The organism is Arthrobacter sp. FW306-1B-F12A (genome assembly GCF_058781865.1).
Window position 1 is genome coordinate 150,879 of record NZ_JBYSXD010000003.1, and the last position, 14,316, is coordinate 165,194.

11 protein-coding genes, 1 tRNA gene and 1 other RNA gene are annotated in these 14,316 nt (G+C 65.1%); 6 read left to right on the forward strand and 7 right to left on the reverse strand.

Features of this window, described 5'->3' with window-relative positions; all coding sequences use genetic code 11:
* The gene (locus AC3WJU_RS02855) at window positions 1–495 is read right to left on the reverse strand and encodes a MarR family winged helix-turn-helix transcriptional regulator (protein ID WP_492259067.1); all 495 of its coding nucleotides are present in this window, start codon (window positions 493–495) and stop codon (window positions 1–3) included.
* 124 nt (window positions 496–619) lie between these two features.
* Between AC3WJU_RS02855 and AC3WJU_RS02860 the strand changes: the two genes are divergently transcribed.
* A complete protein-coding gene (locus AC3WJU_RS02860; RefSeq protein ID WP_253257261.1) occupies window positions 620–829 on the forward strand; it encodes a hypothetical protein in 210 nt (69 codons plus the stop codon).
* Window positions 830–984: 155 nt separating this feature from the next.
* Window positions 985–1,164, forward strand: a complete 180-nt coding sequence (locus AC3WJU_RS02865; protein ID WP_113990642.1) for a hypothetical protein — start codon at window positions 985–987, stop codon at window positions 1,162–1,164.
* Between the two features lie 114 nt (window positions 1,165–1,278).
* On the opposite strand, the gene AC3WJU_RS02870 is transcribed toward AC3WJU_RS02865, so the two are convergent.
* Window positions 1,279–2,625 (reverse strand): aspartate kinase, encoded by a 1,347-nt coding sequence (locus AC3WJU_RS02870; RefSeq protein WP_306964159.1) that lies wholly within the window; start codon window positions 2,623–2,625, stop codon window positions 1,279–1,281.
* Window positions 2,626–2,876: 251 nt separating this feature from the next.
* On the opposite strand from AC3WJU_RS02870, the gene AC3WJU_RS02875 reads away from it, so the two are divergent.
* Together AC3WJU_RS02875 and AC3WJU_RS02880 are read left to right on the forward strand one after the other, a co-directional pair.
* Window positions 2,877–3,833 (forward strand): ABC transporter ATP-binding protein, encoded by a 957-nt coding sequence (locus AC3WJU_RS02875; protein WP_492259068.1) that lies wholly within the window; start codon window positions 2,877–2,879, stop codon window positions 3,831–3,833.
* A complete protein-coding gene (locus tag AC3WJU_RS02880) occupies window positions 3,830–5,017 on the forward strand; it encodes an ABC transporter permease (protein WP_492259069.1) in 1,188 nt (395 codons plus the stop codon). The genes AC3WJU_RS02875 and AC3WJU_RS02880 overlap by 4 nt, the downstream gene beginning before the upstream one ends.
* Before the next feature lie 60 nt (window positions 5,018–5,077).
* On the opposite strand, the gene recR is transcribed toward AC3WJU_RS02880, so the two are convergent.
* The 4 genes from recR to AC3WJU_RS02900 form a co-directional block, all read right to left on the reverse strand.
* Entirely contained in the window at window positions 5,078–5,677 is a 600-nt protein-coding gene (recR, locus tag AC3WJU_RS02885; protein ID WP_284754578.1) for a recombination mediator RecR, read from the reverse strand.
* A gap of 119 nt (window positions 5,678–5,796) precedes the next feature.
* The gene (locus AC3WJU_RS02890; protein ID WP_492259070.1) at window positions 5,797–8,769 is read right to left on the reverse strand and encodes a DNA polymerase III subunit gamma and tau; all 2,973 of its coding nucleotides are present in this window, start codon (window positions 8,767–8,769) and stop codon (window positions 5,797–5,799) included.
* A 33-nt stretch (window positions 8,770–8,802) separates the two neighbouring features.
* Window positions 8,803–8,899, reverse strand: an RNA gene (gene ffs, locus AC3WJU_RS02895) — signal recognition particle sRNA small type.
* A gap of 80 nt (window positions 8,900–8,979) precedes the next feature.
* Window positions 8,980–9,303, reverse strand: a complete 324-nt coding sequence (locus tag AC3WJU_RS02900; RefSeq protein WP_306964166.1) for a YqfO family protein — start codon at window positions 9,301–9,303, stop codon at window positions 8,980–8,982.
* A 310-nt stretch (window positions 9,304–9,613) separates the two neighbouring features.
* On the opposite strand from AC3WJU_RS02900, the gene AC3WJU_RS02905 reads away from it, so the two are divergent.
* Window positions 9,614–9,698, forward strand: a tRNA-Ser gene (locus tag AC3WJU_RS02905).
* Window positions 9,699–9,808: 110 nt separating this feature from the next.
* Here AC3WJU_RS02905 and AC3WJU_RS02910 read toward each other — a convergent pair.
* On the reverse strand, window positions 9,809–10,708 hold the full coding sequence (locus tag AC3WJU_RS02910) for a LysR substrate-binding domain-containing protein (RefSeq protein ID WP_059388524.1): 900 nt from the start codon (window positions 10,706–10,708) through the stop codon (window positions 9,809–9,811).
* A 125-nt stretch (window positions 10,709–10,833) separates the two neighbouring features.
* On the opposite strand from AC3WJU_RS02910, the gene AC3WJU_RS02915 reads away from it, so the two are divergent.
* The gene (locus tag AC3WJU_RS02915) at window positions 10,834–14,313 is read left to right on the forward strand and encodes a proline dehydrogenase family protein (protein ID WP_492259071.1); all 3,480 of its coding nucleotides are present in this window, start codon (window positions 10,834–10,836) and stop codon (window positions 14,311–14,313) included.
* Window positions 14,314–14,316 lie beyond the last annotated feature (3 nt).

A 14,316-nucleotide genomic window follows, 5' to 3' on the forward strand; every position in this document is an offset into this window, starting at 1 on the left:
TTATGCCAGTTTATCGCCCGCACCGGCAGTGGGGTGTTGCGTGGCCGCGATGAGCCCGGTCATTGCACGGTGCAGTTCCGCTACTTCGGCACGCGTGAGTTGGAGCCGCTCCATGATGGTTGCCGGCACGGCCGTCGCCTGTTGCCTGAGGGCGGAGCCGGCTTCCGTCAAGGTGATGGCAAGTGCCCGTTCGTTTCCGTGGATGCGGTTGCGGGTGACGAATCCTGCTTCTTCGAGCCGGCGCAGGATGGGCGAAAGGGTGGCAGGCTCGTGCAGGAGTGCCTCACTGATGTCCTTGAGCGTGCGCGGACTGCGTTCCCATAGGGCGAGCATCACGAGGTACTGGGGATGGGTCAGCCCCATCTTTTCAAGCACCGGCTTGTAGACGCCCACCACGCTCCGCGACGCCACGGTCAGGGCGAAGCACAATTGGCGCTCGAGTAGAAGGTCGTCTTCAGGCGGGGCGGCGGTTTCGGGGGCAATGGGTGCGGCCATGGCTTGCTCCGTTCCGTGTCGATGACCGGACTGCGCCGGCCAATAGTTAGTGCACTAATTGTTAGTGTACTCTTAAACCACAACATCCTTTTGAGAGAGGGTAGACCCGGTGGCCAAAGAGACCATGACCCAGAGATTCATGCGCGCAACTGGCAAGCTTCGGATCATTTTCGGACCGGCGCACAGCAGTTCCCTGGATCATGAAATGACCGAGGAGAACAAGCGTCTCCTCGTGCGGCGCCAGGCCGAAGCGCAGCAATGGGAGACCGTCCGCCGGCCGGACGGCAGCACCTACGTGGTCCCCAAGAACCCGGACGACAAGTCCCTTCGCTAGGGGCTTCTCGCTCTCAGCGATCGACGCCGACCCCGGGCCTTTTGCGGGTTCCGGGCGTAAAATTGGCCTCACTGGACCACTCAGCTCCAACCGTACGGCTGGACCTCGCAGCGGGGAAGGAGGTGGGAATTGTGGGACATGCACTCGATAGTTTCATGAGGGTAACCGATCGACTGCGTTTCTGGTTCGGCCCGGCAACCCGGGGCGACATTGATGCGCCCGTAGTCCACAAGCATGACGACTTCGAGACGGCGTCGGAAGAAGACCTGGGGCATTTCGTCGTCGAAACGGACGACCAGGGCCACCACTACGGAGTCCGCAAGGAAGGCGCCTGAAGCCGCTCGCGGCTCCAAAGCCGCAGGAAAGCAAAAGAACCGGAGCACAAGCTCCGGTTCTTTCACGTTAAGTACTGCAGATTCCGACGGCGGGTGCCCGACGGCGGAGTTCGTCTAGCGGCCGGTGCCACCATAGACGGTTGCCTCGGCGTCGCCGTCGAGCTCGAACGCCTTGTGGATGGCGCGCACTGCGTCATCCAGCAGATCGGCGTGCGTGACCACGGAGATGCGGATCTCCGAGGTGGAAATCATGTTGATGTTGATGCCCGCGTCGGAGAGCGCCTTGAAGAAGGTGGCGGAGACGCCCGGGTGCGAACGCATGCCGGCGCCGATCAGCGAAAGCTTGCCGACGTTCTCGTTGTATTCGATGCTCTCGAAGCCGATTTCAGGCTGCGCAGCACGGAGGGCGGTGAGGGCGTCGGCGCCTTCCACGATGGGCAGGGTGAAGGAAATATCCGTGCGGCCGGTACCGTGCGTGGACACGTTCTGGACGATCATGTCGATGTTCGAATGTGCTTTGGCGATGACCTGGAAAATCGCGGCGGCCTTGCCGGGGATGTCCGGGACGCCGACCACGGTGACCTTGGCTTCTGAACGGTCGTGTGCAACACCGGAGATGATTGGCTGCTCCAAGGCAACTCCCTCTTGAATCGTGATCTTGTCATCGGCGCTGGGCAGGACCCAGGTGCCTTCGTTCTGGCTGAATGAGGACCGGACGTGCAGGGGCACGCCGAATCGGCGGGCGTATTCCACGCAACGCAAGTGCAGGATCTTGGCGCCGGAAGCTGCCAGTTCCAGCATTTCCTCGCTGGAAATACGGTCGATCTTCGTGGCAGTGGAGACCACGCGGGGGTCCGCGGTGTAGATGCCGTCGACGTCCGTGTAGATTTCGCAGACGTCTGCTTCGAGCGCGGCTGCGAGGGCCACCGCAGTGGTATCGGATCCGCCGCGGCCAAGGGTAGTGATCTCCCGCGTGCTCCGGGTCATGCCCTGGAAACCGGCCACGATGGCGATGTGTCCCTTGTCCAAAGCGGTGCGGATGCGGTGGGGGTCGACGTCGATGATGCGCGCCTTCCCGTGGATGCCGTCCGTGATCATGCCGGCCTGCGAGCCGGTGAACGACTGGGCGGAGGCACCGAACTTGTTGATGGCCATGGCGAGCAGGGCCATGGAGATGCGCTCGCCTGCGGAGAGGAGCATGTCCATCTCACGGGCGGGAGCAGAATCGGTGACTTGGGCGGCGAGGTCCAGGAGCTCGTCCGTGGTGTCTCCCATGGCGGAAACCACTACGACAACCTCGTTGCCGGCCTTTTGTGCGTCAACAACGCGGCGGGCAACACGCTTGATGCCTTCTGCATCGGACACCGAGGAGCCGCCGAACTTCTGCACGATCAGCTGCTTGGTCTTGGCAGGCTGCGCGGTCAGGTCTTCGGTTTTCACATCGGTAGTGGGCAAACTCATGCGCGCACCCTCACTGCTCAATTGGGGATCATACGTTGCGTGGCCAGGTAGCGGCACGGCTACGTGGCTTATGTGGCCAGTTTATCGCCGGGCGCGGCGGGCGGGGGAATTGTGACCAAATCTCGGCCCTTGGGTGCAGGCCGGGCGGTTTCGGCTTGGCGTACGATCAAGAAATACGCAGCCTGCGGGCATGTGGGCTCACGGGAGTTGAAGCGTACTTGTTCTGTTTGGGGGAAACAGGTGAGTAGAGCATGTCCATCGCTGAAAGTTCAAGAGTCCCGGTTGGTGACGCCCCGGGAGTATCCGCGGAAGGCGTCTCACGCCGCTTTGGCACGGTCCACGCCGTCGAGCACATCGATTTCCACGCCCCGCCAGGGAAGGTCACGGCGCTCATTGGGCCCAATGGCGCAGGCAAAACGACGCTCCTTCTCATGCTTGCCTCGCTTCTGCGGCCCGACTCAGGGACCATTCGGATCAACGGCTCGGATCCCTTGCACCACAGCGCGGCCGCGCGGCTTCGGATCGGTTGGATGCCGGACACCCTGGGGGTGTGGGAGTCCTTGACCGCACGCGAAATCCTGGTCCAGATGGCGCGCTTCTACCGCCTGCCCAGGGCAGGCATCGCCCAGCGTGTTGCCGGCCTGCTCGAACTTGTCCGGCTGGACACCCTTGCCGACCAGCCCGCCCGGGTCCTCTCCAGGGGCCAGCAACAACGGCTCAGCCTGGCCCGGGCCCTCATCCACGACCCGTCCGTGCTTCTGCTCGACGAGCCAGCGTCCGGCCTCGACCCGGGATCCCGGGTGGAGCTCCGAAACCTGCTGCGCCGCCTGGCCGGGGAAGGGAAAGCCGTGGTGGTTTCCTCCCACGTACTCAGTGAGCTCGATGAAATCGCGGACGGAGCGGTGTTCGTCAGCCAGGGCCGGACTGTGAAACAGCAGACCCTTGAGGAGGCGGCCCTGCAGGGCCGGCGCTACGCGATCACAACCCTCGACAATGCGGCCCTCACCGCAAAGCTCAGCGAACTCGGGCTGGAATACCGGGTGGAAGCGGGCCGCCGCCCGTCGGTCACCTTGCTGTTGACGCACGACGACGGCGCTGCCGCCCTCTTGGGCGAACTCGTCCGGTCCGGCATCGGAGTAGTTTCCTTCGCCCCCGCAGCCGGTGCGTTGGAAGAGACGTACATGAACCTGGATACGGAGAGGCCATGAGCGACGTGAGTGAATCCGTGCCTGTTTCAGCGGGACCTCCGGCGGGACCGCAGGGAGCTACGGGAGGCTGGAGCGCCGTCGTCGGCTACCTTGGCGGGATACGCGACGTCGTGGTCCTTGAGATGAAACAACGGTTGCGCTCGCGCGGCTGGTACATCATGTTGGGCATCTGGTTTTTTGTCATCGCGGTAGTGACGTGGCTGACGTGGCTCGCCTGGAACGCGAGCATGGAAGCGCGGCGTTCCACGTTGCCGGCTTCGGCACTGGCGCCGCAGGACGGTGCGGGGTCCATGATCTTCGAGGTCGTGCTGGCTTTCGTGCTCCTGTTTGCCCTGCTTGTGGCACCTGCGCTGTCCGCCAATGCCATCAATGGAGACCGGGCCGGGGGCACACTCGCCATCCTGCAAATCACCTTGCTGACCCCTGGCCAGATTCTCTGGGGCAAGTTCTGCGCCGGATGGCTCGCGGCGCTCGCCTTCCTGGCGACAAGCGCCCCGTTCCTTGTCTTCGGAATGTTCCAAGGCGGCCTGACCCCGGGGCACGTGGTGGTTTCCTTGTTGATGCTGGCGGTAGAACTGGCCGTTGTGTGCGGGATCGGAGTGGGGATTTCGGCGCTTGCCGGGCGGCCACTGTTCTCGATCGTGGTGACCTACTTGGTAGTCGCGGCGCTGGTGGTCGGCTCGTTGATTTCCTTCGGACTGGGATCGCAACTGGCGCAGGGCACGGTATTGGCCAACTCTCCCGTTGGCCGTGGCGTTTTGTATGCGCCGGTGCAGCCGAATCAGCAGCCGACGGAACCAGCGCAGCCGGCATACACCTGCGAGGGGCCCTTGGTGGAGCACCCGGCCGTCCGGACCGAACGCGTTGCGTGGATGCTCGCGTTGAATCCCTACGTGGTGGTGGCCGACGCCGTTCCGTATCCGGACCGGAGCGGGACGGCGTTCTACTCGGTCGGGATGATCGAGGGCATCAGCCAGGGTGCCAGGTCCGCGCTCGCCGGGCCGGAGCACTCTTACCTATGCGCAAACGGCGTGCCGCAGCCGCAGTACCTCAAGCAGACAACGCCTTTGTGGCCACTGGGACTCGGCCTGCAATTGGTCCTGGCGGGGCTGCTCATGTGGCTCGGTTGGCGTTCGCTGCGGACGCCAGCAGGCCGGCTGGCCAGCGGGACGCGGATCGCTTAAACCGGGCGGCTCGCTTAGGGGTCCGCAACGGCGTCGGGGGTGTTCCTGGAAGCGAGCCGCCTACATGAGGGCGTTGCGGCGGCCCTCGAAGGCCCTACCGAGGGTGACTTCGTCCGCATACTCCAGGTCTCCGCCCACCGGGAGGCCGGAAGCAAGCCTGGTGACGGTGATGCCGATCGACTTCAGCATGCGGGCCAGGTAGGTGGCCGTCGCTTCGCCTTCGAGGTTGGGGTCGGTCGCGATGATGATTTCCTGGATGGCGCCGTCGTTGAGCCGTGTCAGCAGCTCGCGGATACGGAGCTGGTCAGGCCCGATACCTGCGATCGGATTGATGGCGCCGCCGAGGACGTGGTACCGGCCGCGGAAGGACCGCGTGCGTTCCACAGCCAGGACATCCTTGGATTCTTCGACCACGCAGATCACCGAGGGGTCGCGTCGCGGATCGCGGCAGATGTTGCACAGCTCCTGCTCGGTGACGTTGCCGCAGACGGTGCAGAACTTCACCCGTTCCTTGACGGTGGTGATGGCCGCGACCAACCGCTTCATGTCCTCGGGATCGGCCTCAAGGATGTGGAAGGCCAGGCGCTGCGCCGACTTCGGCCCGACGCCGGGGAGCCGGCCGAGCTCGTCGATCAGCTCTTGTACTGCGCCTTCGTACACAATGTCCTCGTTCGTTCGGTGTGGACGCCTTTGCCGTTCGGCGGCGTCGCGGTTTGGTGGCACCCTTTGTGGCGCCGGCGGGGCTCTCGCGCGCAGGGTGTGGTGACGGCGTCCGTTTGTTAGCGACGCATGCTGTCCAGCGACCGTTCTTCCAGTAGCTTTCCGCCCAGAATACGCTCGACCGCGGCCCGTCCAAAGACTCCCGATTCCTCGATGGTTTCATCGTCGGCACTCGGGATGTCTTCCACCACGGTGCCGGGAGCGACGGCGGCCCGTGCAGGTGCTTTCTCGCGGCCGGCCATCGCTTCGGGGCTGTTCGAAAGCCGTTGGTAAAGGCTCTGCTTCCCGCTTCCCGAAGGCGCCGACCCTGTTGCAGGGGCCGCTTGGGCAGCGACAGGGGCAGGGGCTTGCGCGAGTGTTACGGCCGAACGCGCGGGTTCGGCGGCCGGCTCGGTGCTCAGTGCCGGCACTGACGCCTGCGGCTGGTTTGGAACCTGCGCGGCGGCAGGTTCATAGACGGGGCTCGGCGTGGCCGGCGAGGGCGAAGTGGCCTGGCCGTCAGGGTCGGCGGAGGTGCCCGAAGCCGCCGAACCAACGTTGGACTCGGTGCCGACCACCCACGAACCCGGCGCGTGCTCTACAGCCCTGGACCATGGATCTTCCGGGGTCTTCGATTTTTTCCCCGAAGGTGCTTTCTCCGGAGATGCTTGGGTGGAGCGCTTGTTCGTGGGGGCTGGGGAATCAGTGCGTGGCGTAGCGGCCGGGGCGCGGGGGCCCGCCGTGGGCATGGCGGAGAAGCCCGGGGACGCCGACGGCTCCCAATCCACGGGCGGTTCTTCGTCCAGCGGGGGAGCGTCCTCGTCCCGAGGGGGGCCCCAATCATCGTCCGAATAGGAGTAGTCCGCAGCCGGGTCTGCCGGTGCGGTCGAGGCAGCTTCTGCGGCGGACGATGCCCCGGTGGCTGCTGGGGCCGGATCCGGAGCCGCGGAAACGGCTTGGCTCGGAGCGGACCCGGATGCCGGTGCCGCCTCGGGCTTGTCTGCTTCCGGTACGGCAGGGCTTTGGAGCGCAGGGGCAAGTCCCCATGCGCTATCCACAGCAGACGACACAGCCGGGGAGCCGCCACCCCCTACAGGGGGCGCCGGGTCAGCCGGTGCTTTTGGGTTTGGTTCAGAGCTACCTGAGCTGTTGCCTCCGACGACCGAAGTGATCTGGCAGTCGATGCCGATCGTCTTGTGGATGGCCTGGCGAAGGTTCTCGGCATGGTCTGCGCGGCTGAAGGCGCTCGCAAGGCCGTCAGTGCTGAATGCAAGAGTGAGAAGTTGACCGTCGAACTGTGCCACCTGCGCGTTCGCTCCGACCAACGCCCAGCTGCTGCGCTTGATCTTGGTCAGCGTCTGGAGGATTTCGGGCCAAGCCCGCCGGATGACCTCTACATCGGCGCCACCGGCAGCGGGGCGAGGCGCCTGAGCGGGCGCTGGCTGCGGGGCGGGCGCCTCCGCGGGCGCCGGCGGTTGTACGGGGGTTGACGCCGGAGCCTGGGCCGGCGAGGAAGTTTGAGCTGGAGCCTGGGCAGCTGGCTCGGGAGCGGGGCGGCTGGCCTGCTGCCTGGATTCGTCCACGGGCCAGTCAGTAGTGGACACCCGTGGCGGCGTCAGTTGTTCCCTGGACGGTTCCCCGGAGGCAGGCGAACGGCCGGGGGCCGGAGCCTCGGCGAACGTGGCTGACAAGGGCGCGGCCCGCCCGGACGCGGCTGCCCCGGGCGTTGGTGAGTGGAGCGCTGGTGAGGCGGGAGCGGGACTGGCGTCCGCCGTCGGGCGTTCCACTGGTTGTTCCGCTGGGCGCGCAGTTGGCACGGCGGAAGTGGAAGGAGCCGCAACATCTTCCGGCGGCGTCTGGGCTTCCGCGGGGGGAAGTGCCCCGCCGTAGTTGAGACGGCGTTCGACGCGGTCGATCCGGGCCGCGATCCCGCGTTCGGTCTGCTCGGAACTGGGCAGTAGGATCCGGGCGCAGAGCAGTTCGAGGTGCAGACGCGGCGAAGTGGCGCCGGTCATCTCAGTGAGCGCGGTATTGGTCACATCGGCGGCACGGGATAGCTCGGCTGCACCGAGGTTGTTTGCCTGGCTGCGCATCCGGGCTATCTGGTCCGCAGGCATGCCGCGGAGGATGGCTTGGGCGCTTTCCGGCATGGCTTGGACGATGATGAGGTCGCGGAACCGCTCCAGCAAGTCTTCGACGAAGCGGCGGGGATCATGCCCCGTTTGGATGACACGGTCCACGGCACGGAAAACCGTGGCGGAGTCTGACGCGGCGATCGCCTCGACGACGTCGTCCAGCAGTGAAGCGTGGGTGTATCCAAGCAATGCGACGGCGAGTTCGTAGTCCAGGCCGTTGGGTCCGGCGCCGGCCATGAGTTGGTCCAGTACGGAGAGCGAGTCGCGCACCGAACCGCCGCCGGCCCGGATCACGAGGGAAAGCACGCCGGGAGCCACCGGCACGTTTTCCTGTTGGCAGAGAAGCTCGAGGTACTGCATCAACGGCTCGGGCGGCACCAGCCGGAAGGGGTAGTGGTGCGTACGGGAGCGGATGGTGCCGATGACCTTGTCCGGCTCCGTGGTGGCGAAGATGAATTTGATGTGTTCCGGCGGCTCTTCGACGATCTTAAGCAGCGCATTGAAGCCGGCCGAGGTGACCATGTGGGCTTCGTCAATGATGAAGATCTTGTAGCGGTCCCGGACCGGGGCGAAGGTGGCGCGTTCGCGGAGATCCCGGGCGTCATCCACGCCACCGTGGCTGGCAGCGTCGATCTCGATCACGTCGAGGGAGCCGGAGCCGCCGCGGGCCAGCTCAACGCAGCTGTTGCATTTGCCACAAGGAGTGTCCGTGGGGCCTTCGGCGCAATTGAGGCAGCGGGCGAGGATGCGGGCGGACGTGGTTTTTCCGCAGCCGCGGGGGCCGGAGAAGAGGTAGGCGTGGTTGACCCGGTTTTTGCGCAGGGCCGTCATGAGCGGCTCGGTGACGTGTTCCTGCCCGATAACGTCCGCGAAAGAATCGGGGCGATATCTGCGGTAAAGCGCAGTAGTAACAGTCACAGGGGAAACCTACCTATAGGGACTGACATTTAAATAAGAGACCCCTCATGCACCCGCCAGAGCCCATCTACCCTTGCTACCTTCCGGTCCTGGGGGAGTTCAACAGGATGACGCCACATGAGGGGCCGTCGACAAGCTTACCCGAAGTTTTCGAGCCCTCCGAATTTGCGGACATGTGCCTTGTGGGAGCCAAAAGATGGACATGTCCAGTTAGCGCCAGCCGTTCACCGGCCACGTCATGAACGCGGGCTCCTCATAAGGGTGGGCTGAGCGCAGGGCCTGCACTACGGCGTCGAGCAAGTCTGTCTCAACCACGCACTCGACCCGGATTTCCGGCACCGTTTCACCTTGCCCCACGGCGCCGATGAACGGTTGTGCCCCTGGCATGGGGGTGAAGCGTCCGGTGCCCGGAGTGGTGAATGAGCAATGCGAATAGTCGCCGATTCTGCCGGCCCCGGCATCACCGATCGCGGCCAGCAAGCTCTCGCTATGGGATACCGGGACGTAGACAACGAGGGCGTGCAGTTGGCTCATTCCACCATCCTCCCAGCGGCCGCTCAAAAACAGGTCAAAGGATGGTTTCCAATCTCCATTGCCAAACCGCTGAACCCAGCGGACTATTGGTATGTACACCGATTGGGGCAATCTCAAGATTGTGAGCCGCAGGGCCTGGTTTCAGGGGCTGGACCCAGCAGCTCAACGGAGTGCCGGAGGAATGGACGCATTGGGGGCGTCCATTTTTACGTTTAAGCGCACGGAGGGCCCGCTCGACACCATGAATGTCCCGATTGGGCGATGCCGAAATTCTCGGGTACAGTGGAGTCTGCTTTTGATTCAGAAGCATGGAGAATTCGCCTAGCGGCCTATGGCGCACGCCTGGAACGCGTGTTGGGTTAACGCCCTCGGGGGTTCAAATCCCCCATTCTCCGCGTTTGGCCCCGGTCCTTGGACCGGGGCCTTTTTGCGTTTTGGCTCTATTCGGATTGTGGGCGCGAGCGGAATGATCGTGCAGAATCCGACCGCACCAGCCAGCCGAACCCTACGCCCGTTCCGCGGCCACCCGTTCTAGGACTTCCCGGCATGCCAGGATTGCGGGGTGGATCCGGCCGGCGGTGCGCGTCGACGTGAAGACTGTCCGCTTGGGGAGCCCGGGGAGGTCCAGCAGTTGGACCGGAGTGGTCCGGCCCGTCCAGACGAGGTCCGGCATGAGGGCCACGGCATTGCCGGACTCGATGAGCCGGATTTGCGCTTGGAGATCGGCGGTTTCGTACCGGACGTCGGGCTCGAAGCCAGCGGAGCGGCATGCTTGTTCTGCCCAGTGCCGGGACGCCGCACCATGCGGTTCCATGACCCATGGCAGGGGAGCCGTATCCGCGAGCGAGGAAATCGACTCGCCACCGAGGCCAATCGGGGGAGTGGCCAGCCTGATGGCGTCGCTGGTCAGGGTTGCGCGGTCCAGGCCGGGGTGGTGTGGTGCTGCGTGCCCTGGGTATTGCTCGGCCACCACGATGTCGAAGTCTCGGGCCCAGGTTTCATAGAGCGCAGTCTCGGGTTCGCGCTGGATCATTTCCACTCGCACTTCGGGATACTCGCCCTTCATGATGGTGAGGAAGTCCGGCATGAGGGCCAGGGCGGCGGTTTGGAACACGGCGAGCCGCACTGTTCCCGTCACTGTGGAGAGGGACGCCGCGAGATCCGTCTCTGCCCGCTCGAGGGTGGCCAGCAAAGCGGCCGCATGTTCCACGAGGATCTCGGCCTGCGGCGTCAGCTGCACCCGTCGGCCGGATTTTCTCAGCAGTTTCACGCCCGCTTCCTTCTCCAACAAGGTCAACTGCTGGGACACCGAGGACGGGCTGTACTTCATGGCGTCGGCCACTTCTGCGAGCGTTCCGCGGATCTTCAATTCGTGCAGCAAGCGCAGCCTGCGGACATCCAGCATTCGGCTCTCCAGAAGGGTCGAGAAATCTAATGAATATTCTTCAGAAAAGATCGCTTTTCCTAATCTGATTGTAGATCCATACTGATGGAAACAAAGCACTCTCCGCACCAAAAGGAATGAAGCGCATGAGCACACCAACCCGGGATTCGAGCATCGACGCCAGGACACAATCCACCCCGGAATCCGGACACCTCCAGGAGTTGGCCCACGAAGCCATCCAACTGGTTCGACACTGGCTCACCGAGGCCTCGAAGGTACCCGTTGACGTTTCCGCACAGCGCCTCGCCGGCGTCCTGAAGGATCCGAACGGCCTGGACTTCACGGTGGGATTCGTCGACGGCGTCATCCGCCCCGAGGATCTGTCCGTCGCCGGCCGCAACCTGGCCAAGCTTGCCCCGAAGGTCCCGGCCTTCCTGCCTTGGTACATGCGCGCTGCTGTGCGCACCGGCGGCGTCATGGCTCCGGTCCTGCCGCAGGTGGTCATCCCGATCGCACGCAAAGTCCTCCGCGACATGGTGGGCCACCTGATCGTGGACGCCACCGATGCCAAGCTTGGCCCGGCCATCGCCAAGATCAAGCAGAACGGCGTCCACCTGAACGTGAACCTGCTGGGCGAGGCCGTCCTGGGCGAACGCGAAGCCAGCCGCAGGCTCGAGGGGACCCTCAAGCTCCTGGCCCGTGACGACGTCGACTACGTCTCCATCAAGGAGTCCTCCACGGTGGCCCCGCACTCGCTGTGGGCCTTCGACGAAGCAGTGGACCACGTGGTGGAGAAGCTCACCCCGCTCTACGAGCTGGCCGCATCGTTCCCCAAGCCCAAGTTCATCAACCTGGACATGGAGGAATACAAGGACCTCAGCCTGACCATGGCCGTGTTCACCCGGATCCTGGACAAGCCCGAATTCAAGAACCTTGAGGCCGGCATCGTGCTGCAGGCCTACCTCCCGGACGCGCTGTCGGCCATGCAGGAACTGCAGGAATGGGCTGCGTCCCGCCGGGCAAACGGCGGCGCTCCCATCAAGGTGCGCGTCGTCAAGGGCGCCAACCTGCCTATGGAACAGGTCCAGGCGTCCATCCAGGGCTGGCCGCTCGCTACGTGGGGCACCAAGCAGGATTCGGACACCAACTACAAGCGCGTCCTGAACTACGCGCTCACTCCAGGACACATCGATGCGGTCCGCATCGGCGTCGCCGGCCACAACCTCTTCGACATCGCGTTTGCGTGGCTGCTCGCGAAGGAGCGCGGCGTTACGGCGGGCATTGAGTTCGAGATGCTCCTCGGTATGGCCACGGGCCAAGCCACGGCCGTCCGCAAGGACGTCGGCAGCCTCCTGTTGTACACGCCGGTGGTGCACCCGGGCGAGTTCGACGTTGCCATCGCCTACCTGATCCGCCGCCTCGAAGAAGGCGCCAGCCAGGACAACTTCATGTCCGCGGTGTTCGAGCTCAGCGAGAATGACACTCTGTTCGAACGCGAGAAGCAGCGCTTCCTCGCCTCCCTCGCAGAATTGGACGACGCCGTTCCGGGCCCCAACCGCACGCAGGACCGCAACAAGCCCGCGGCCGCCATGCCAAGCCAGGGCTTCGCCAACACTCCGGACACCGATCCTGCCCTGCCCGCCAACCGGGCCTGGGGCCGTGCCATCCTCGACCGCATCCCGGGCTCCACTGCGGGAAACGCGATCGTTGAAGCCAGCAAGGTCAGCGACCCGCAGGAACTGGAACGCATCATTGCCACCGCAGTGGAACACGGCAAAACTTGGGGCGCCATGCCTGCCGCCGAGCGCGCAGCCATCCTGCACCGCGCAGGCGACATCCTGGAATCCCGCCGCGCCGAACTTCTCGAGGTTATGGCCTCCGAGACCGGCAAGACGATCGAACAGGGCGACCCCGAAGTCAGCGAAGCAATCGACTTCGCGCACTACTACGCCGAGCGCGCCAAGGACCTGGAAACGGTCGACGGCGCCAGGTTCGTCCCAGCGAAGCTCACCGTTGTGACCCCGCCGTGGAACTTCCCGGTGGCGATTCCTGCGGGCTCCACGCTGGCGGCACTCGCGGCGGGATCCGCCGTCGTGATCAAACCCGCAAAGCAGGCCCGCCGCTCCGGTTCCGTCATGGTGGACGCCCTGTGGGAGGCCGGCGTGCCGCGCGAAGTGCTGGCGCTCGTGCAGCTCGAAGAACGCGAGCTGGGCACCCAGCTGGTCTCGCACCCCAGCGTTGACCGCGTGATTCTCACCGGCGGCTACGAGACCGCTGAGCTCTTCCGGTCCTTCCGGCAGGACCTCCCGCTGCTCGCGGAAACCTCGGGCAAGAACGCCATCATCGTCACCCCGCACGCCGACCTCGATCTTGCCGCCAAGGACGTTGTGTACTCCGCTTTCGGGCACGCAGGGCAGAAGTGCTCCGCCGCTTCACTGGTGATCCTGGTGGGTTCCGTAGCCACGTCCGAGCGCTTCCACAACCAACTCGTGGATGCCGCCCGCTCGCTCAAGGTGGGCTACCCGGAAGAGGCCACCACCCAGATGGGCCCGATCATCGAGCCGGCCAACGGCAAGCTCCTCAACGCGCTGACCACCCTCGGCGAGGGCGAGACCTGGGCCGTGAAGCCCGAGAAGCTGGACGAGACCGGCCGTCTGTGGTCCCCGGGCATCCGGTTCGGCGTGAAGCGCGGATCCTACTTCCACCTGACCGAGTTCTTCGGCCCGGTCCTCGGCGTCATGACGGCGTCCACCTTGGAAGAAGCCATCGCAATCCAGAACGAGATCGAATACGGCCTCACCGCCGGGCTGCACTCGCTCGATTCCGGTGAAATGGGCGTCTGGCTGGAGACCATCCAGGCCGGCAACCTCTACGTGAACCGCGGCATCACGGGCGCAATCGTCCAGCGGCAGCCGTTCGGCGGCTGGAAGAAGTCCGCCGTGGGCGCCGGCACCAAGGCCGGCGGACCCAACTACCTGGTGGGGCTGGGTAGCTGGCTCCCTACGGAGCCCCGCGCCAAGCGCGGTGCCACGCTCAAGGGTGCGGCCGCTTCGATCCTGGCCGCCGCCAAGGCCGCAGGCTCGCTTGTCGAAGCCAGCGAGGCGGAGGCCCTGCAGAAGGCGCTCTTCAGCGACGCCGAGGCATGGGCCACGGAATTCGGCACCCGCAAGGACGTCTCCGGCCTGAGCGCCGAGCGCAACGTCTTCCGGTACCGGGCCATCCCCGTGACCATCCGCTTGTCCGAGGGCGGGAAGCTCGTGGACTTGCTTCGCGTCGTGGCAGCCGGTGCAGTGGCGAGTTCGGCGCTCACGGTGTCCTCCGCCGTCGAACTTCCCGAAGCTGTCATCGCAGCGTTCGCGGGGCTCGGCGTGGGCACCCGCATCCAGAACGACGCCGAATGGCTGGTTTCCGCGGCAGGCATCAACGGCGGCCGTATCCGCCTGATCGGCGGGGACAGCAGCGCGCTGAGCGCAGCGACCGGCGGCCGTCCCGACGTCGCGATCTACCACGGCACGGTGACCCCGGCCGGCCGCATCGAGATGCTGCCGTTCCTGCACGAGCAGGCCATCAGCATCACGGCGCACCGCTTCGGCACTCCGAACCACTTGTCGGACGCGCTGATCTAGCGA